17 protein-coding genes, 1 tRNA gene and 1 pseudogene are annotated in these 20,048 nt (G+C 54.2%); 13 read left to right on the top strand and 6 right to left on the bottom strand.

Going from position 1 to position 20,048, the window contains the following annotated elements; genetic code table 11:
• Nucleotides 1-13: 13 nt before the first annotated feature.
• Nucleotides 14-1,858 (top strand): RNA polymerase sigma factor RpoD, encoded by a 1,845-nt coding sequence (gene rpoD, locus ACOTW6_RS07710; RefSeq protein ID WP_006812010.1) that lies wholly within the window; start codon nt 14-16, stop codon nt 1,856-1,858.
• Between the two features lie 90 nt (nt 1,859-1,948).
• Here rpoD and mug read toward each other — a convergent pair whose 3' ends face one another.
• Nucleotides 1,949-2,455 carry a G/U mismatch-specific DNA glycosylase gene (gene mug, locus ACOTW6_RS07705; RefSeq protein ID WP_032649590.1) on the bottom strand — a complete coding sequence of 169 codons (507 nt, stop codon included), beginning with the start codon at nt 2,453-2,455 and terminating at the stop codon, nt 1,949-1,951.
• Nucleotides 2,456-2,579: 124 nt separating this feature from the next.
• Between mug and ACOTW6_RS07700 the strand changes: the two genes are divergently transcribed.
• Nucleotides 2,580-2,655 (top strand) — tRNA-Ile (locus ACOTW6_RS07700).
• 208 nt (nt 2,656-2,863) lie between these two features.
• Nucleotides 2,864-3,436: a serine acetyltransferase gene (locus ACOTW6_RS07695; protein ID WP_032649592.1), complete on the top strand. Its 573-nt coding sequence runs from the start codon at nt 2,864-2,866 to the stop codon at nt 3,434-3,436.
• Between the two features lie 613 nt (nt 3,437-4,049).
• Here ACOTW6_RS07695 and ACOTW6_RS07690 read toward each other — a convergent pair.
• A complete protein-coding gene (locus ACOTW6_RS07690) occupies nt 4,050-4,514 on the bottom strand; it encodes a hypothetical protein (protein ID WP_017692646.1) in 465 nt (154 codons plus the stop codon).
• Nucleotides 4,492-4,794, bottom strand: coding sequence for a polymorphic toxin type 44 domain-containing protein (locus ACOTW6_RS07685; protein WP_246616023.1), 303 nt, complete (start codon nt 4,792-4,794; stop codon nt 4,492-4,494). Before ACOTW6_RS07685 ends, ACOTW6_RS07690 begins: the two co-directional genes overlap by 23 nt.
• Before the next feature lie 295 nt (nt 4,795-5,089).
• Here ACOTW6_RS07685 and ACOTW6_RS07680 point away from each other — a divergent pair.
• Nucleotides 5,090-5,269: pseudogene (locus ACOTW6_RS07680) on the top strand (type VI secretion system tube protein Hcp); the annotation flags it as partial.
• Between the two features lie 321 nt (nt 5,270-5,590).
• Nucleotides 5,591-6,760: a DNA repair protein gene (locus tag ACOTW6_RS07675; protein WP_213788960.1), complete on the top strand. Its 1,170-nt coding sequence runs from the start codon at nt 5,591-5,593 to the stop codon at nt 6,758-6,760.
• Here ACOTW6_RS07675 and ACOTW6_RS07670 read toward each other — a convergent pair whose 3' ends face one another.
• Complete coding sequence (locus ACOTW6_RS07670) at nt 6,761-7,525, bottom strand: siderophore-interacting protein (protein ID WP_213788959.1); 765 nt, start codon at nt 7,523-7,525, stop codon at nt 6,761-6,763. It abuts the gene before it with no gap.
• Between the two features lie 145 nt (nt 7,526-7,670).
• On the opposite strand from ACOTW6_RS07670, the gene ACOTW6_RS07665 reads away from it, so the two are divergent.
• Nucleotides 7,671-8,165, top strand: coding sequence for a PadR family transcriptional regulator (locus ACOTW6_RS07665; protein WP_213788958.1), 495 nt, complete (start codon nt 7,671-7,673; stop codon nt 8,163-8,165).
• Here ACOTW6_RS07665 and ACOTW6_RS07660 read toward each other — a convergent pair.
• Entirely contained in the window at nt 8,162-9,721 is a 1,560-nt protein-coding gene (locus ACOTW6_RS07660; RefSeq protein ID WP_033487686.1) for a methyl-accepting chemotaxis protein, read from the bottom strand. The two genes, ACOTW6_RS07665 and ACOTW6_RS07660, sit on opposite strands and share 4 nt — an antisense overlap.
• A 239-nt stretch (nt 9,722-9,960) precedes the next feature.
• Nucleotides 9,961-11,481: a methyl-accepting chemotaxis protein gene (locus ACOTW6_RS07655; RefSeq protein WP_213788957.1), complete on the bottom strand. Its 1,521-nt coding sequence runs from the start codon at nt 11,479-11,481 to the stop codon at nt 9,961-9,963.
• A gap of 422 nt (nt 11,482-11,903) precedes the next feature.
• On the opposite strand from ACOTW6_RS07655, the gene ygjG reads away from it, so the two are divergent.
• From ygjG to ACOTW6_RS07620, 7 genes are all read left to right on the top strand, one after another.
• On the top strand, nt 11,904-13,283 hold the full coding sequence (ygjG, locus tag ACOTW6_RS07650; RefSeq protein ID WP_213788956.1) for a putrescine aminotransferase: 1,380 nt from the start codon (nt 11,904-11,906) through the stop codon (nt 13,281-13,283).
• A 611-nt stretch (nt 13,284-13,894) separates the two neighbouring features.
• Nucleotides 13,895-14,437, top strand: a complete 543-nt coding sequence (locus ACOTW6_RS07645) for a fimbrial protein BcfA (RefSeq protein WP_213788955.1) — start codon at nt 13,895-13,897, stop codon at nt 14,435-14,437.
• A gap of 71 nt (nt 14,438-14,508) precedes the next feature.
• A complete protein-coding gene (locus tag ACOTW6_RS07640; RefSeq protein WP_017382406.1) occupies nt 14,509-15,042 on the top strand; it encodes a fimbrial protein in 534 nt (177 codons plus the stop codon).
• 46 nt (nt 15,043-15,088) lie between these two features.
• Nucleotides 15,089-15,799 (top strand): fimbria/pilus periplasmic chaperone, encoded by a 711-nt coding sequence (locus tag ACOTW6_RS07635; protein ID WP_213788954.1) that lies wholly within the window; start codon nt 15,089-15,091, stop codon nt 15,797-15,799.
• Between the two features lie 60 nt (nt 15,800-15,859).
• Nucleotides 15,860-18,484, top strand: a complete 2,625-nt coding sequence (locus ACOTW6_RS07630; RefSeq protein WP_213788953.1) for a fimbrial biogenesis usher protein — start codon at nt 15,860-15,862, stop codon at nt 18,482-18,484.
• The gene (locus ACOTW6_RS07625; RefSeq protein ID WP_062933685.1) at nt 18,485-19,492 is read left to right on the top strand and encodes a fimbrial protein; all 1,008 of its coding nucleotides are present in this window, start codon (nt 18,485-18,487) and stop codon (nt 19,490-19,492) included.
• A gap of 9 nt (nt 19,493-19,501) precedes the next feature.
• Nucleotides 19,502-20,047 carry a fimbrial protein gene (locus ACOTW6_RS07620; RefSeq protein WP_062933686.1) on the top strand — a complete coding sequence of 182 codons (546 nt, stop codon included), beginning with the start codon at nt 19,502-19,504 and terminating at the stop codon, nt 20,045-20,047.
• Nucleotide 20,048 lies beyond the last annotated feature (1 nt).

Below are 20,048 nucleotides of genomic sequence, written 5' to 3'. Positions count from 1 at the left end.
TGGATACCGTCTTATGGAGCAAAACCCGCAGTCACAGCTGAAACTTCTTGTCCAACGCGGTAAGGAGCAAGGCTATCTGACCTATGCCGAGGTCAATGACCATCTGCCGGAAGATATCGTCGATTCAGATCAGATCGAAGATATCATCCAAATGATCAATGACATGGGCATTCAGGTGATGGAAGAAGCACCGGATGCCGATGATCTGTTGCTGGCTGAAACCTCCAACAACACTGACGAAGATGCGGAAGAAGCTGCTGCACAGGTCCTGTCCAGCGTGGAATCTGAAATCGGGCGTACCACTGACCCGGTCCGCATGTACATGCGCGAAATGGGTACCGTTGAACTGTTGACCCGCGAAGGCGAAATTGACATCGCAAAACGCATCGAAGACGGGATCAACCAGGTTCAGTGCTCTGTTGCCGAATACCCGGAAGCGATTACCTATCTGCTGGAGCAGTACGATCGCGTCGAAGCGGAAGAAGCGCGTCTGTCCGATCTGATCACTGGCTTTGTCGACCCGAACGCTGAAGAAGATATGGCGCCAACCGCCACTCACGTCGGTTCTGAGCTGTCTCAGGAAGAGATGGATGACGACGAAGACGAAGATGAAGAAGAAGACGACGACAGCAGCGATGACGACAACAGCATCGACCCTGAACTGGCGCGTGAGAAGTTTGCCGAGCTGCGTACCCAGTACGAAGTGACGCGTGACACCATCAAAGCGAAAGGCCGCAGCCATGCCGCCGCTCAGGAAGAGATCCTGAAGCTGTCTGAAGTGTTCAAACAGTTCCGCCTGGTGCCAAAACAGTTCGACTACCTGGTGAACAGCATGCGCGTGATGATGGATCGCGTACGTACCCAGGAACGTATCATCATGAAGCTGTGCGTTGAACAGTGCAAAATGCCGAAGAAGAACTTCATCACCCTCTTCACCGGCAACGAAACCAGCGAAACCTGGTTCAACGCCGCTATCGCGATGAACAAGCCGTGGTCTGAAAAGCTGCACGACGTGAAAGAAGACGTACAGCGCGGCCTGCAAAAACTGCATCAGATTGAAGAAGAGACCGGCCTGACCATCGAGCAGGTGAAAGACATCAACCGTCGTATGTCCATCGGTGAAGCGAAAGCCCGCCGTGCGAAGAAAGAGATGGTTGAAGCGAACTTACGTCTGGTTATCTCTATCGCCAAGAAATACACCAACCGTGGCCTGCAATTCCTGGATCTGATTCAGGAAGGCAACATCGGTCTGATGAAAGCGGTAGATAAGTTTGAATACCGTCGTGGTTACAAGTTCTCCACCTATGCTACCTGGTGGATCCGTCAGGCGATCACCCGCTCTATCGCAGACCAGGCGCGCACCATCCGTATTCCGGTGCATATGATTGAGACCATCAACAAACTCAACCGTATCTCTCGCCAGATGTTGCAGGAGATGGGTCGCGAGCCGACGCCGGAAGAGCTGGCTGAACGCATGCTGATGCCGGAAGACAAGATCCGTAAAGTGCTGAAAATCGCTAAAGAGCCTATCTCCATGGAAACGCCAATCGGTGATGATGAAGATTCGCATCTGGGTGATTTCATCGAGGATACCACCCTCGAGCTGCCGCTGGACTCTGCCACCACCGAGAGCCTGCGTGCCGCTACGCACGACGTGCTGGCTGGCCTGACCGCCCGTGAAGCCAAAGTGCTGCGTATGCGTTTCGGTATCGACATGAATACCGACCACACGCTGGAAGAAGTGGGTAAACAGTTTGACGTTACCCGCGAACGTATCCGTCAGATCGAAGCGAAGGCGCTGCGTAAGCTGCGTCACCCAAGCCGCTCTGAAGTACTGCGAAGCTTCCTGGACGATTAATCGGTCCTGAAATGAAAAAGCTCCCAATCGGGAGCTTTTTTTTTGTTTATGCCCTCTCTCTGTAGGTGAGGGCATCAGGCCGCAGAGGAGCTAAAGCCCCCTCACCACCAGTGCCTCATCAAGTTCCCGATACGCCTCCACCAGCTTGTCCAGCGTCGCCCTGTTCAGCCCGCTCGGGTTCGGCAGCACCCACACCTGCGTTACGCCAATGGTAATGTTCTGCTTACCCCACCTGGCGCCGCGCTGGCTGAACGCCTGCTCGTAGGCCTGCTTGCCGAGGATCGCCAGCGCAGCGGGCTGATAGTCTTCAATTTTCGCGATCAGCTCACGCCCGCCAGCGCGCAGCTCATGCAGATTCACTTCGCTCGCCTGCACCGTGGGTCGCTCGACCAGCATGGTGATGCCACAGCGCGTATCCAGCAGCTGCTGCTCTTCTTCCGGCTTAAGCTGTTTGTCGGTAAAACCGGCCTGGTGGATCACCTTCCAGAAGCGATTTCCCGGATGAGCAAAGTGAAAACCGGTGTGCGCCGATGACTTGCCCGGATTGATACCGCAGAACACCACCCGCAGGCCAGGGGCCAGAATATCGTTGATCATCTCTACTCCTGTCTATGCATCTTAAGGTAAGTATAAAGGATTGATTATGCGTTGTTTATAAAAACAGCAGGCAGGTGTGAATGGCTGGATTGCTGAGGGGAGTTACTTTATAATTCACCGCCACGGCCCCTTAGCTCAGTGGTTAGAGCAGGCGACTCATAATCGCTTGGTCGCTGGTTCAAGTCCAGCAGGGGCCACCAAATTTTAGCTTTAGAATCATCCAGTTAAGCCACTCGATTGAGTGGCTTTTTTGTTACTCAATACATGAGTGTCGCACGAAAGTAAGAGAGTCTCCCGCTCATCAAGGTTTTGATAAAGCCCTTTACACATGACTAATAGGCCAAAAAGTTGCTTTCCATAGACTTTTGACTTTAAATTCCCGCGACAAATGAAAGGGAAAGATAAGTAATGGATAAACAAGCCAGAGCAAATCATTTACGTGAATGCTTACGCCAGGAAGTAATGATGAGTTCTAAGAAGTTTTCGTGGTTCGGGGTGCTGCATAAAGCTATCAAATGCCCTAATCGCCGTTTCCACTTCTGGTGGCGCATTGCTTCATACTGGCATCATTCAGACAGTAACTTCCTGAAAAAACGAGCTACTAAGATAAACAGAAACCTCATTTTCAAATATGGAACTGATATTCAGTTGGGCGCACACATCGGACCCGGAATGGTGATTTCCCACCATCAAGGGATAGTGATAAACGGCTCCGCTGTCATCGGACACTCTTTGCGTATCAGGCAGAACATAACGGTTGGCATTACCGGTGCGAATGTCCATAAAGAGCCGATATCCATTGTTATTGGCAACAATGTCAGCATTGGCGCGGGTTCCTGCATCATCGCAGATAAGATTCGCATCGGTGACAACGTTGTAATCGGCGCTATGTCATTTGTGAACAAAGACATTCCCAGCAACACCACTGTCTATAGCGAAAAAACTTTGCATGTCATACCTAACAAATTACATGCAGCATGAAACAGGCACTGCTACACGTTTCAGTTTTTTAAGTGATTTCCTGCCCCCAAACCCGCGCCAGCTCTCACCGTGCGGGTTTTCCCTGAACTTCTCGCCTCCTAAATTTTGATCTTTTTTCTCATAAAACCTAAATATCATTAATTATCTGATAGTTACAAATTTCATTAGATCCTCCGCAGATCCATAAAAGTGAAAAACACTGAAATTCTTTTCAATCTTTTCAGTTCTGGTTTTCCGCAAAGCCGCCAGCACTGGCGAGGTCTGGCAGTCTGGTTTGTAGAAAAATAAAACTGAAAAAATTTGATGATCCAAAAACCGCAGGCGGGTGCGGTGTAGAGCGATTTTGGTCTGCGAAAGATTTTTTTGGTCATGCTGTGACGCGCCAGCGCCCTGCTGTGCGCACGATCTGTTTTAAGGGTGGCTCTGAGTGTGCGAAAAGGCTGAACGCGCCAGAGCGCCGCTGATAGCGCGTATCCGCTGCTGAATCGCCTGGCTGATGTGGGGCAGACCTTTGCCCGGTGGATGCAGCTGTTTCCCAATATCGCACGGGTACGCCGTGAAAACTTACACGCGGCTCATCGGATCATTGACCCGACCGCAAGGGGTTATTTATCTATCGACTAAATTTCCCCTTGTCCCAGCTCTCGCCACGGGCCGTTAAGTCAATTGACGGCGCGGCCGCTATTCCCTCAGCATCATAAAAAAATGCGGACGTTGTAAAGCTGTACACAGTGCCGTGAACAGTAAATGAGATATTGTTGCCTATGCCTTCAACTTTTGCGCGGGCGGTATTCGCTGTAAGCGTGGGCGCGATATGTTGTTTTTCGAGAGCCACCAGCGGATCACCGTCAATCTTACTCGCTAAAAAATAACGATACACTTCCCCGGTGGTCATGTTCGAGCCGTCATACTCAGTAATGTATAACCAGGTCCGGGGCGTGAGCTGGCGAACTTGATATAGCCGATCACTAACAGTTAAACGCTGTATATGTTGGAAATAACAGTACCCCGCGACCGCCAGGGCCATAAGAATAGTGGCGATCCAGTGCAGCGTCCTAAAAGTGATGCTGTTTAACATAGTCGATGCCTTGCTTTATCCAAAATTGGTCAATCGGATCATCACCAAACGGCGGGGCCCCCGTGAAATTACCCCATTCGGGTCTTGATGTGCCGGCTTTCCACTGCGCCGCGCCGGCAGCAATAAGCAAAATCTTTGCAGGGATGCACGCTGCATAACCCACAGCGCCGTAATGGAAATTCCCGAAGTCAGCATAAGCCCGTTTTTGTTGTTTGTAATCCCACGGCCCGCCGTTTCTTACTCGCTCATAAAACCACGTATACGTAAGCGGGGCGGCCATATCCTGGACTTCGTGACGCGCCCGCGCGAGCCTTATGTGTTCGCGCAATATCTCCAGCCCGCGGGGTGGATAAATCGGTATACATGCCATCATTCCTCCTTTCTGCCAGGCAAAAAGGGCAACATAAGAGCTATAACGGTAATGCGTACTGCTGAAGATCAATTTATTAATTTTATTTTCAACATCAATAAGTAACGAAATTAAATAACACGAACCTATAACACAATTTGTATCACCTGCGATCCGTTTTTAGCCATTAATGAGGGTTTACCCTCAATGGAAATGGATTTTAAAAATGGCTATTCCTGCTTATCTATGGCTTAAGGATGATGGCGGCCACCCGATTAAGGGATCTGTGGATGTTCAAAATAGAGAAGGTAGTATAGAGATCCTCTCTTTTAGTCACGGCTTGTTAGTTCCGACCGATAACAACACCGGCAAGATCACCTGGTGCCGGCTCTCCGCACTTCTTATACATTTGGGGTATTTTAATCATGCTTAATGCTGTTAAGCATTCTCTGGCAGTTATTGCGGCGTACCGCTGCCGCTGCGCGCCTCCAGAACGCCAAATTTTCGAGTTTCTCGGCTCACGCATTCAAAAGTGAACTCTAAGGTCACATTTAACCCCGTGCTCCCCGTTCCAGAAGGAAGATTCAATAACTCTCACTCTTTCACAAACCCTAAAAACTAAAGAAATCCCCCATCGCGCCGATCATCATCCGTGTGTATTATTTCCTGTAGCTTTTACAACAACTAACCTTAACTCAAATACTTAAGCGCCAGAGCGAAAGGCATCATGAGCACACCGATCAAACGGCTAGAAATCATTAAAAATGCCATTGAGCTGGAAGATGACGACATCATCCGGAGCCAGCTGAAACGTCTCAAAGAGGAAGCCTTTGACGATGAACTCCTGTCCATCGTCGCGGCGCTTGAGCAGAAAAACTACACCGCAGCCCTTCGCGCTATCACCACCTGGCTGCAAAGCCAGCGCGCCGTTACCCCGTGGCGTGACCCACAGCTGGCGGCCAGCAAGCTGGAGCTGAAAGCCCTGGAAGAGCGTCTGCGCGATCTGATTGATCGCCGTAACGCCCGGGTACAGCAGCTAGATGAGTTCAACGATCTCTATTTCTCCCGCCTCGGGCCGTTGATGCAGCAGATCCTCGCCCTGCGTAAAACGCTGGCGGAGCTTAACCTGCGTCGTCAGCAGGCGGAGACGCGTCGTCGGGAAGAGGATTACCGCCGCTGCCAGGACTATATGGCGCAGGCCGTAGAGGTTCTGACAACGCTCACCCGGCGCTGGCGAGATCTGCCTGCGGATTCCGTTCAGGCGGCAGAGGCGCGCAAGCATCTTCAGCAGCAAAGCAATCTGATTGCCAACCTGCTGGCCGAAGCGATGGAGCTGGAGACCGGTTTAACGCGTGAAGAAGAGCCGGCACGTCAGGCGCGCGATGAGGCCAACGAAGAGTACAAGAAGTATCGCGAACAGCATCATGATGCCGAAGTTCGCCTGCGTAAAGGCAAGGATCTCTCTGAAGAGGATCGGAACGAGCTGAAGCGGCTCTGGCGTCAGGCGAGCAAGCTATGCCACCCGGATCTGGTTGCCGATGATTTAAAAGAGGAAGCCAACAGGATGATGGTGCAACTCAACCAGGCCAAACAGCGCGGCGACGTGAAGGCCATTCGCTCGCTGGTCGCCCGTCTGCAACAAGGATTCGAACCGATGATGGCAAGCGACAGACTGAACGACCTGGAACGTATTCGTAAAAAGATGGCTCAGGTGCGTGAGCAAATCGACACCCTGGTGAACGAGCTGGCAGAGCTGGAGAAGGAAGAGTCCTGGCTGCTCGTCTCGTCGCTCAGCAATATGGAAGCCTACTTTGCCCAGCAGGAGAAAGCGCTGAAAGAGGTATGCGCCTCGCTCGAACATCAGGTGAGCGAAGCGCAGCTGGATCCCGCTGCCTGATTATTTGGCGTGCCAGTACGCGCTGGCACGCACCAGCTGCGGGTCAATTGCGTCGGTTTCAAACTGACGGCTCAGGCGTTTCACCACTTTCCCCTCTCCGGTCAGCCAGATAAAGTAATCCTCTTCCGGCACGGCCAGCGCGGCAAGATGGTCGGCCACCGCCTGCTCGTTGTGGCCGATAACCCAGGTGATGTTGAACCCGCTCAGGTGCGCCAGATAGTCCTGATACGCCGCATCGCCCACGGTGACGATGGCGTGGATCGCCGGGCGAACAGGCAGTTTTGCGATGCCTTCTAAACGGCGGCGCAGCGCGGGCATGCCCGACTCGTCGCACACGTACAGCTGCCAGGCGTAATCTTCCGGCACCACCAGCGAACCGCGCGGACCGCCGATGGTCAGCTTGTCGCCCACCTTCGCCTCTACCGCCCAGTTGCTGGCAATGCCGCCATCATGAACGAAGAAATCGAGCGCCAGCTCATGTTTTTCGTCATCGTACAGCGGGGTATAGTCACGCGCCTGCGGACGCACGCCGTCGCCCCAGTCGATGCCTTCATCGGTCACCACAGGCGGCACGAAAGTGGTGCCCGGTGCCGGGAAAAAGACTTTGGTATGGTCGTCAAAGCCGCGAGAGCGAAAGCCCTCCAGCGCCTCGCCGCCTAGCACAATGCGCTGAAATCCTGCGCTGACTCGCTCAGTGCGCAGCACGTTCAGCTCGCGAAAACGCAGGTCATTGCGGACACGTTGAGGGTAACGGGTAGATGCCATGTTGATGCCCTTCTCAGGTGAATACGATATATCGGAATGAATTTTTAATGATAATGATTGCTATTAACTCAGAAATCAAGATTTTTTAGATTGCATCTGAATATATCTTAGATATAGTTTAGATATATCAAATTGAGGAAGAAACATGCGACACGAACAAGACGGCGGCGGACGCCGGCCACGATTTTTTGGCCATGGCGATCTGCGGCTGGTGATCCTGGATATCCTGACCCGCAACGCGAGCCATGGTTACGAACTGATCAAAGAGATCGAAAACCTGACGCAGGGACATTACACGCCAAGCCCTGGCGTGATCTACCCGACGCTGGATTACTTGCAGGATCAGTCGCTTATCACCATTACCGAAGAAGAGAACGGCCGGAAGCGGATTGCGATTAATGCCGCCGGAGAACAGTGGCTGGATGACAACCGGGAACAGCTGGAGCAGATCCAGACGCGTATCAAGGCGCGCTCCGTCGGGTTCCAGCTGCGCAAAAACCCGCAGATGAAGCGGGCGCTGGATAACTTCAAAGCGGTTCTGGATCTGAAGGTTAATCAGGGAGAGCTCAGCGACGCGCAGTTGAAACAGATTATCGGCGTGATTGACCGCGCGGCGCTGGAGATCTCCCAGCTGGATTAAGCCAGCACGCCGTCGCTCACGCGGAACACCCGGACCAGCTCTTTCAGGTGCATCGCCTGTTCGTTAAGGGATGCCGCCGCCGCAACGGACTCCTCCACCAGCGCGGAGTTCTGCTGGGTGGTGGCGTCTATCAGGCCAATCGCGCTGTTGATCTGCGAGATGCCTTCCGTCTGTTCATGGCTGGCCTGGCGAATCTCACGCAGGATTACGTCCATCTCCTCCACGTTGCCGACCATGCCGTTGATAAGCCCGCTGGCTTTCTCCACAAGGTTCATGCCGTCCTGCGTCTGGCTTGTGGAGCTTTCAATCAGCTGGCGGATCTCACTCGCAGATGTTGCACTTTTCTGCGCGAGCTGGCGTACCTCGCCCGCCACCACCGCAAAGCCGCGACCATGCTCACCCGCGCGCGCCGCTTCGACCGCCGCGTTTAGCGCCAGAATATTAGTCTGGAAGGCAATGGCGTCGATCAGGTCGATAATGTCGGACATCCTGTTCGATGTTTCGTTAATCAGGCGCATCTTGCTGGTGACCTGCTTCATCATCTCGCCGTTGTTTTTGACCACGGCAGCCGCATCGGCAGACAGGTTCGTCGCTTCTCCGGTGTGGGACGCGGTGTTCTTCACCGTAGCGGTGATCTGCTCCATCGACGCGGCCGTTTGTTCAACGGAACTGGCCTGCTCCTCCGTGCGGGCAGCCAGATCCTGGTTTCCCGCGACAATCTGCGCGGCGGCGCTGGAGATGTTTTCCGATCCGGTTTGCACCTGCTGCACAATCTCCAGCAGGCGCGTTTTCATCTCCATCAGTGCGGTGAGTAGCAGTCCGGTTTCATCTTTACCGTGCGAGATAATGCTGCCGGTGAGATCGCCATCGGCAATGGCCTCCGCAAAAATCACCGCGTCGTTCAGCGGTCGGGTAATGGATCGCACAATGAACCAGCCAGCCAGGCTGGCTGCCGCGACGCTGAAAAGCGTAATCAGGACCAGCAGGAGACGATTGGTGCGGAAATCGCCTTCCACCTGCTCGCCCGCACTCTGCATTTCATGGTCCTGGATCGCAATCAGCGCCTGCACTTTCGCTTTATAGGACTGTTGCAGATTCAGGGTGTTGGTCATCATCTCGTTTATCGCGCCCGCACGGTCGTTATTCTGCACGGCCTGCAAAATGCGGTAGCGCGAGTCAAGATATTGCTGGCGTACGCCGTGGATATCGGCCAGCACCTGTTGGGATTTTTTATCCTTGAGAGCGTTGTCCAGCTCGCTCAGGATTGAGGAGATGCGCTCGCTGATCGCCTTCAGACGCTGCTCTGATTGCGCCGTGTACGTCCCCTGTTCGTCCAGCAGCATGAGCTGCTGCGTGCTTATAAATTCCTGGAAGTTGTCGATTAACTGGTTCGCTTTTACCGTCGTTGGATAGTCGCTGGTAAGGATGGTTTGCATTCCATTGTTTGCCCGATTCAGGCTCATCAGAGACAAGCTTGCGCTGACGACCATCAGGACAATAAATAATCCAAACGCCAGAAATAATTTCGTGCCGATCTTTACGTCATGTATGAACATATTTACCCCATCGATGTGATTATTTCTCAGACGATCGCTGTTATCGACAGGAAACACGCTAACTTTATGACTTTGATCGTTTTTTTATTTTTCACTCTCAATGAATCTGGATTGTAACAATTAAAAACCGGGCGCTTTTTTTAGTTACTTAATATTTCATTAACAACATAACTTATTCTGAAAAACAAAAAAGCCGTTTACCCAGGAGGAATAAACGGCTTTATCGAAGCATGTATTTCTTAATGCAGCACGGTAACCGCATCTTCAAGGCGTCCGGCCCGGTGCTTAACCATCGCGGAAATCTGCGCGCTCTCTTCAACCAGGTCAGCATTTTTCTGCGTAATGCTGTCCAGCTCTGCCACGGCACGGGTCAGCTCTGTCAGGCCTGTCGCCTGTTCGGAGGTGGCGTGGCTGATCTGCGCGATGAGCTGCGTGACATTTTTCACCTGCCCGACAATATCATCCATGGTACGTCCCGCGGCGTGGACCTGATCGGCGCCCGACTGCACTTTGCTGGCGCTGGCGTCGATCAGCTTGCGAATATCGTTAGCCGCGTTCGCGCTGCGGCTGGCAAGATGACGCACTTCGCCCGCCACCACCGCAAAGCCTTTACCCTGCTCGCCTGCGCGTGCCGCCTCAACCGCGGCGTTCAGCGCCAGAATATTGGTCTGGAAGGCGATGTCATTGATAAGCGAGGTAATAGAGCCAATGCGCTGGGTACTGTCGGCAATGTCATCCATGGTTTTCACCACGGTCTGCATCACGGTGCCCCCCTGCGTGGCCGCGCTGCTGGCGGCCATCGATAGCTTGTCGACTTCGGCTGCGGTCTCAGAGTTACTCTGCACCGACGCCGCCATCTGATTCATTGTTGCCACGGTCTGCTGCACGTTAGCCACGGTCTGGCGCGTGCGGTCGTTGAGATCTTCATTGCCCTGCGCCAGCCTGTCGCTACCGTCGCGCACGCTCACCACCTGGCTGGAGACGTCGTTGATCAGCCAGCGGCACATCAGCCCCAGCTGTCCGACGGCCCGCAGCGTCAGCCCCAGTTCATCGCTGCGGTTAAGATGCTGCACGCTGTTACGCTCTCCGGTAGCGACCCTGAGCGCCTGCCGTGCGACGTTTTCCACCGGGCGGACAATCTGTTGCTCAAACACCAGGGTGCCAAGCAGCATCACCACGGCTGCCGCCGCCAGCGAAGCCCAGCCCGCGGCACTGGCAACCAGCGTTGCGGCCATCACCGCGAAAAGTACCGCCATTACGCTACGCACGCGCCAGCGCAGCGGCATTGCCGGTAATTTGCCGAGCCAGCCTTTGCGCACCACCAGCCCTTTATGAATGCGTTTTTTGCAGCGTCCTTCGTTGAGCGCCTTATAAAGCGGCTCCACTGCGGCTACCTCGTCCTCGGTGGCGCGGGTACGAATGGACATATAGCCCGTCATCTGGCCGTTACGCACCATCGGTACCGCATTGGCGCGTACCCAATAGTGATCGCCATTTTTACGTCGGTTTTTGACAATCCCGCTCCAGGGCTCGCCCTTTTGCAGCGTGTACCACATGTCGGCAAAAGCCGCTTTCGGCATATCCGGATGACGCACAATGTTGTGCGGTTGCCCGAGCAGCTCCTGGAGCGTAAAGCCGCTCACTTGCACAAAGGTGTCGTTAGTGTGGGTCATGTAGCTGTGGAGGTCGGTGGTCGACATAAGCGTGGTGGCATCGTCCAGCGGATATTCATTCTGGGTGACATAGTCAGGAGAGGACATAGTGAGCATCCCTTGCAGGTTATTTGAATGTTAATTTTGTGGCTTATGTTTTTTCGGCGATAAAAAATTTATCTTTAGTTGTTAAATATGATTGAGATCGCAAATCTCGGTTAAACCGCACTTTTCGTACGCTTTTCTAATTAATTGATTTTAAATACTTTCGAGACGAAACCACCTACAAAGCATGATCCCCCGGTGCACACTTAAGGCGCATTCTCTGCCCTGGAGCAGTGCAATTGACGACACCCCATCCCCGGCTCGTTATCCCTTATCCCGTGCGGCGCGCAATGACATGATTAAATATTGTGCAAATTTGATTTCACCTGGCGTTTATCCCGATTTTTGTTAAGGCATCTGAGGTGGCGTAATACCTGCAATACTTAACTCAGTATCATGTGATACGCGATCCCCGGGAGCATATTTTGAACAGGTTACCTTCCAGCGCCTCGGCTCTTGCCTGTACCGCGCACGCACTGAATCTCATTGAGAAGCGAACGCTTGATCATGAGGAGATGAAACAACTTAATCGTGAGGTCATTGATTACTTTAAAGAGCATGTGAATCCTGGTTTTCTGGAGTATCGCAAATCTGTTACCGCCGGCGGGGATTACGGAGCCGTAGAGTGGCAAGCGGGCAGTCTGAATACGCTTGTCGACACCCAGGGACAGGAGTTTATTGATTGCCTGGGTGGTTTTGGTATTTTCAACGTGGGGCACCGTAATCCAGTTGTGGTTTCCGCCGTACAGAATCAACTTGCGAAACAACCTCTCCATAGCCAGGAACTGCTCGATCCGCTTCGCGCCATGCTCGCGAAAACGCTGGCAGCCTTAACGCCCGGCAAGCTGAAATACAGCTTCTTCAGCAACAGCGGCACCGAATCGGTCGAAGCGGCGATTAAACTCGCCAAAGCGTACCAGTCGCCGCGCGGGAAATTTACCTTTATCGCCACCAGCGGCGCGTTCCACGGGAAATCCCTGGGCGCACTGTCGGCGACCGCTAAATCTACCTTCCGCAAACCGTTTATGCCGCTGCTGCCGGGCTTCCGCCACGTGCCGTTCGGCGACATCAACGCCATGCGCACCGTGCTAAGTGAATGCCGTAAAACCGGCGACGACGTGGCGGCGGTGATCCTGGAGCCGATTCAGGGTGAAGGCGGCGTGATCCTCCCGCCGCAGGGCTATCTGCCCGCCGTGCGTCAGCTGTGCGATGAGTCTGGCGCGCTGCTGATCTTCGACGAAGTGCAGACCGGGATGGGGCGCACCGGCAAGATGTTCGCCTGCGAGCACGAGAACGTTCAGCCGGACATTCTGTGCCTGGCGAAAGCGTTGGGCGGCGGCGTGATGCCGATTGGCGCAACGGTCGCCACTGAGGAGGTGTTCTCGGTGCTGTTCGACAACCCGTTCCTGCACACCACCACCTTCGGCGGTAACCCGCTGGCCTGCGCGGCGGCACTGGCGACCATCAACGTGCTGCTGGAGCAAAACCTGCCTGCGCAGGCGGAGCAGAAAGGCGACATGCTGCTGGACGGTTTCCGTCAGCTGGGCCGGGAATATCCGGATCTGGTACAGGATGCGCGCGGAAAAGGGATGCTGATGGCGATTGAGTTCGTTGATAACGAAACCGGCTATAGCTTCGCGAGCGAGATGTTCCGCCAGCGGGTACTGGTGGCCGGAACGCTCAACAACTCGAAAACCATCCGCATTGAGCCACCGTTGACGCTTACCATTGAGCAGTGTGAGCAGGTGCTGAAGGCGGCGCGAAAAGCGCTGGCGGTATTACGTATTGCCGTAACGCCAGCCTGAACATTTATTTTTCTGCCATTCAGACTATTGCAAGGTGATATACAAAGAAATCCCTGGGGTATACCAGGGATTTCTGTATGCAGTCAGGCTGAGAAATAACATCTATATGTGCTAATACGGTTCGTCATATAACCTTAAAATGTTTCGTGATATTTCTTGATGTAACATCAGGTTGTAAAATAAACCGGATAATAACGCCGCAGCGTTCCTGACGCATGTCCGAATAATGACAATCGTAACGCCTTGTATTATTAACAAAACCCTCATGGCATTCATCAAATATATCAATAACACCCACCACAAAATAAAAACAGGCGTCTGGCGGCTCGTAGTATCATTCAAACAAATAAATTATGAGTTAATTTTATATTAAGTAAAACTAATAAAACATCAGCCCATTATCGCATTGATATAATATTATTTACTCCGTAGAATCCCCTTATTCATCAGCGCAGTGGCGGATGATATAAAACCAGCAATATCGACCTGGATAAAAATAATATATTAATCCCAAAATACATCCTATACCACTGCCTCGAAAAACAATTCACGTGACAATGTGAATATATTATTTCAATTGACAGCATGATGTTTATCTAAAAAGGATTTGTATGAAAAAGCAAGTTATAGCAATGGTTGTTGCTGGCGCGCTGGCTGGCGGCATGGCAATTAACGCACAGGCCGATACCGTTACCGTTTCCGGCGGGACCGTCAACTTTGTCGGCCAGGTGGTAAACGCCGCCTGTTCCGTCGCGGCTGACTCCGTAGACCAGACCGTTACCCTGAGCCAGGTGCGTACCGTCAAACTGACGACGGTCGGCATGCAGGCCAATCAGAAAGAAGATTTTAGAATCGTTCTGGAAGATTGCGACGCCACCATTAGCCAGAATGCCGCCGTCATCTTTAACGGCCAGCAGGACCCTGCTGTAGAAGGCAGCCTGGCGAACACCGCTGGCGCAGGCGCGGCCAAAAACGTTGCGCTGCAACTGTTCGGGCCGGACGGCCAGTCGCTGAACATTGGCGATACCTCCTCCAGCGTTAAGCTGATCAACGGCGAAAACATCATCCCGCTGAGCGTGGATTACGTGGCTACAGGCGCGGCCGAACCGGGCAACGTCTCCTCTGTCGCAACGTTCCAGATGGTTTATTCCTGATTCGTTAGCCGATCTCGCTTCTTCGCCTGCGGGCGGAGAAGCGTTGTCCGGCAAGCGTTAGAGAGTTCGCAATGCAGCAATCCATAAATCGGGCGCTGCTGATAGCCGGCACTGCGCTTTTTGCCGTATTGCCAGCTGCGGCAAAGGACGATGGAAGCGTGACCTTTCAGGGTCAGGTCGTCAATGCGGCCTGTTCCGTCAGCATGGATTCCCAGGATCAAATCGTGCATATGGGACAGGTACGCAACAGCCAGTTCATCGCCGCCGGTGACTGGGCCAAACCGGTGCCCTTCTTCATCACGCTGGAAGCATGCGACACCAGCGTAAGCCAGCGCGCCGGGGTGCTGTTTAGCGGCGAGTCTGACGGCAACGATCCCCAGGTTTTTCGCGCGGGCTATGGGCCTGGCGCCGCCACCGGGATTGGTATCGGTCTTTTCGATGCGATGGGGAACCTGGTAAAGCCTGACACCGCGCCCCCCTGGTACAGACCTTTGCAGGACGGTGAAAACCGGCTGAGCTATATCGCCAGGTATCGCGCCACCGAAGATAGCGTCAACGCTGGCACCGCGAACGCGCAGGTCTGGTTCATCGTTTTCTACCAATAACTGACGCACGGGCAAGAAGCCTGACACATGAGAAACTGAGGGAACAATGCGTATCATTACATCACGCTGTAAACTGACTCATCTGATAGCTGGCGCGCTAACGGCGCTGTTCGCGATGGGGATGGCCGGTTCAGCCAGCGCAGGCGGTATCGCGCTCGGGGGAACCCGTGTAATTTATCCGCAGGGTGATAAACAGGTTTCATTACCCGTTATTAACTCTTCAACGAATACTACCTTTTTAATTCAGAGCTGGGTGTCCAGTGCCGAAGGGGCAAAATCAGCGGATTTTGTCATTACGCCGCCGCTGTTTGTTATCCATCCGAAAAAAGAGAATACCCTGCGTATTATGTACGTGGGTCCCGATCTGCCTGTCGATCGCGAGAGCGTTTTTTATCTGAACAGCAAAGCGATTCCTTCCGTCGAGAAAAATAAGCTTTCCGGTAATACGCTGCAAATCGCCACCCAGAGCGTCATTAAACTTTTTATCCGGCCGAAAAAATTGCCGTCGCTCTCAATTGACGCGCCCAAAACATTAACCTGCTCGGTCGCGAATGGAAAAGTCACCATTACCAACCCTTCGCCTTATTACGTTTCGCTAGTGCAGTTCTTCGTCGGCGGCACGCGTCTGGCGAATACCATGGTAGCGCCCAAAAATAATCTGGTGGTGCAGATCCCCGGTGGCGGCGCTGGCAGCGTGAAGTTTCAGACCGTTAATGACTTTGGCGCCAACACGCCCGTTCAGACATGCACGAAATAACTCGTAATCGGCGTTACGTATGACGTTTTGAAATAACAAACCTCGCAGGTAAGGGAAGACATGAAGCGTGTTCAGCCACGAAGATTTAACGCGCTCGTCAGAGCGTCGCTAACGCCGCTGGCGTTGACGATAGCGGGACTGCTTTCGCCCATCACCGTGCGCGCGGAATATTTTTTTAACCCGGCGTTTTTGTCGAGCGATCCTTCCGCCGTGGCGGATCTCTCCCGTTTTTCAACAAATGGCCAGGCGCCGGGTGTCTATCGCGTGGACCTCTGGCTAAACGGGACATTTGTCGCCACCCGCGATATCAACTTTATCGCCAGAACCGGAACGGACGGAGCCGCACAGGGCGACGACACCGGGCTACTGGCCTGCCTGACGCCAAAAGCGTATGAAAACCTGGGCGTCAATGTTCAGGCATTCCCGGCGCTGGCCGCCGCGAAAGCGGACAGCTGTGTGGACATTGCCGCCATTATTCCGGCCGCCGCCACCCTGTTTAATTTCGAACAGCTGCGCCTGGAAATCAGCATTCCGCAGGCCGCATTACGCAACAACGCACGCGGCTATATCCCGCCAGAACAGTGGGATGAAGGTATTAACGCTCTGCTGCTGAACTATAACTTTAGCGGATCATACAGCCGCGATCGCAGCGAAAACGGCACAACCCACAAAAGCTATTTCCTCGGCCTGAACAGCGGGGTGAACCTTGGCGCGTGGCGTCTGCGTGACTACTCGACGTGGAACTACTATAACAGCGACGAGAACCGCCATAACGAATGGGAACATATCAACACCTATCTTGAGCGGACGGTGATTCCGCTTAAGGGCAGGCTGACGGTGGGCGACAGCTATACCCCGTCGGAAATTTTCGACAGCCTCCCCTTTCGCGGCGCGCAGATCGCCTCGGATGACAACATGCTGCCAGACAGCATGAAAGGCTTTGCGCCCACCATTCGCGGGATTGCCAAAAGCAACGCGCAGGTGACCATCAAGCAGAACGGCTACACCCTTTACCAGAGCTACGTTCCGCCCGGCGCCTTCGCCATTAACGATCTCTTCCCCACCTCCTCCAGCGGCGACCTCACGGTGGAAGTGAAGGAGACGGACGGCAGTATCTCCCGTTATTCCGTCCCCTACTCCGCCGTACCGCTCCTCCAGCGCGAAGGGCGGGTGAAGTATGCCCTGACGGCGGCAGAGTACCGCAGCAATAACGATCAGCAGGACGAGGTGAATTTTGCCCAGGGCACGCTGATCTGGGGCCTGCCGCACGGCGTAACCGTCTATGGCGGCTCGCAGCTTTCCGGCGATTACTACGCGCTGGCTCTTGGCGCTGGCCTCAATATGGGCAACGTTGGCGCCATCTCTTTCGACGTTACCCACACGCGCAGTACGCTGGCCGACGACACCAGCCATACGGGGCAGTCTCTTCGTTTCCTGTATGCCAAATCCCTCAACGAGATGGGTACGAACTTCCAGCTGCTGGGCTACCGCTACTCCACGTCCGGGTTCTATAACCTGGATGAGACAACTTACAAACATATGCAGGGTTATACGGGGGATGCGGAGCAGGATGACGCAAATGAGGCCACAGACTGGCTGGACTACTACAACCTCAACTGGACCAAACGCGGCAAGCTTCAGTTCAATATTTCGCAACAGTTAGGCGGGCTCGGCTCGCTGTTCGTGACCGGAAGCCAGCAGAGCTACTGGCATACGGATGAAAAAAACACGCTCGTCCAGGTGGGGTACAGCGGCACCTGGTCCGGGATCTCTTACAGCCTGACCTACAACTACAACAAATCGCCGGGCATGTCGGATAGCGATGAGATTTATGCGATCAATCTTTCCTTCCCGCTTAGCCAGTGGCTTTCACCGGCCAATGACGTCAGCCAGAAGCGGAATTACGCTTATGCCACCTATGGCATGAGCGCCAATAAACACGGCGAAACGTCTCAGAACGCGGGGATTAACGGCACGCTGCTGACGGAGAACAACCTTAACTACAGCGTACAGGAAGGTTATGCCAGCCAGGGGGCTGGCTCGCAAGGTTCAGCCAGCCTCGAATACGATGCCGCCTACGGCAACGCCAGTCTGGGCTACAACTACAGCGACAACGGCGATTACCGGGAAGTGACCTACGGCCTGAGCGGCGGCGTGGTCGCCCACCGCAACGGCATCACCTTAAGCCAGCCGCTGGGTGATACCAACGTGCTGATTGCCGTGCCGGGCGCGGCGGACGTCAGCGTCGAGAATGAACCCGGTATCCATACTGACGGACGCGGCTATGCGGTGGTGCCTTACGCCTCGGCCTACCATCTGAACAGGATGGCGCTGGACATTAACTCCCTCTCAGACGCCATGGATATCGATGATGCCGTCACCAACGTAGTGCCAACCCATGGCGCCATCGTGCGCGCCACGTTTAACGCCCGTCTGGGCGCACGCGCGCTGGTAACGCTGCGCTACCATGGCAAGCCGGTGCCGTTTGGCGCCCTGGTTTCCCGCGACGATAACGGCAGCGACACCATTGTAGGCGAAGAGGGCGAAGCCTATCTCTCCGGCCTGAGCCCAAAAGGGGTGTTGAAGGTGCAGTGGGGAGAAGGGACGGATAAACGCTGTACGGCCAACTATCACCTACCTGAAAGCAAACAGCCGCTGCTGCGGATCACCATGGAGTGTTCATAAATGAAATTCAGGATGATGCTTCTCTCTGCCGCCGGGCTGCTTTTTTCGCTCAATAGCCTGGCCGCAACGTGCAAAAACGCCAACGGCGGAATTTCCGTGGTGAATTACGATCTGACCACCACGCTCACGACGGATCAAAACAGCAAGGGCAACGGTGCGGAGCTGTCACGAACCCAGGATATCCACGTCAATGCCATCTGCCCCCCCGGCGACTGGGAAAAGCGCACCTATCGTACCTATATCTCACCTTTTCCCGTCGTCAAAACAGAAGGCGAATGGAAATATTTACAGCTTGATCCGGATTATATTATCGGCGCGATGAAAATCCATGACGCCACCATCGGCGATTTTTATCCGCCGGTGGAGTATGTGCACATGGGGGGGCACGACGAGGTGGACACGGGCGGCGTCTTTCCGGTAAACGACAGCAACCTGACCTTCAAAATACAGATTGTCAGGCCGTTCATCGGCTCGGTTGTGATCCCGCCGAAACTGATGTTTAACGTCTATGTCACCACAACGGAAAATGACCAGCCCACCGTAATCGTTTATCAGATCACCTACAGCGGCGTAATAACCGTCCCGCAAAACTGCGTGATTAACGCCGGGCAAACCGTCACCGTTGATTTTGGCGCGCTCTACCATGGCGATTTCACCCAGGCCGGACAGCGGCCTGACAGCGTAGCGCCAAAAACCTTTACCGTGCCGATCGAATGCAACGCTGACGTCAACTCACCGGCGCAGCTCACCCTGCGGGTGCAGGGGACGACAGACGCCCGTTTCGCCAACGCGCTGGCGACGGATAACCCGGACGTGGCCGTCATCGTGACCAGCCCGCAGGGCGAGATCCTCCGGCCAAACGTGTTCTCAAGCAGCGTCCCCTTTACCACGGATGCGTCAGGACGCGCGGACGTGACGCTGCAAGCCTACCCCATCAGCACCACCGGGCAATCGCCGGAGCTGGGCGTCTTCAGGGCTCTGGCGCTGTTACGCATTGATTTCGCCTGAGGAAGCGTAATGACCATTTCATGGAAAAACGCCGTATGGCTGAGCGTGGTCCTGTTAAGCCCGACGCTGGTGAAGGCTGACGACACGAGCTTTAACGTGCAGTTTCTCGGCACCATCGTCGGGGAATCCTGTAACGTCGATACTAACAGCGCAGAGCAAACGATCGACCTTGGTGAATTTACGACGGAGGATTTTCCGCGCGTGGGCGCCACGACACCGGAAAAGCAGTTTGCCATCACGCTCAAAAACTGCACCCGCGCAATCGGCGGCACGACCGTCTGGTTTACCGGCGACGCGGACGCGAACGATCCCACGCTGCTTGCCCTCTCAGATACCGGAAAAGGGACGCAGCGCATGATGGCGACCGGGTTGGCGGTCGAGTTGCTCGACAGCGCGCGGGCGCCTGTCCCGATCAACAACACCGAGTCGCCGCTTTATCCTCTGCTGCCGGGCGATAACACGCTGACCTTCTTCCTGCGCTATAAATCCACGCTGCCGACGGTCACCTCCGGCAACGCCACCGCCGTGATGTATTTCGATCTGCTTTACCAGTAAG

The sequence above is a fragment of the Enterobacter cloacae complex sp. IR5403 genome (genome assembly GCF_049238705.1).
In the GTDB taxonomy this organism is placed as follows: Bacteria; Pseudomonadota; Gammaproteobacteria; order Enterobacterales; family Enterobacteriaceae; genus Enterobacter; species Enterobacter hormaechei_C.
Note: the sequence above shows the minus strand (reverse complement) of the source record. Positions and strands in the feature narration are given on the sequence as shown.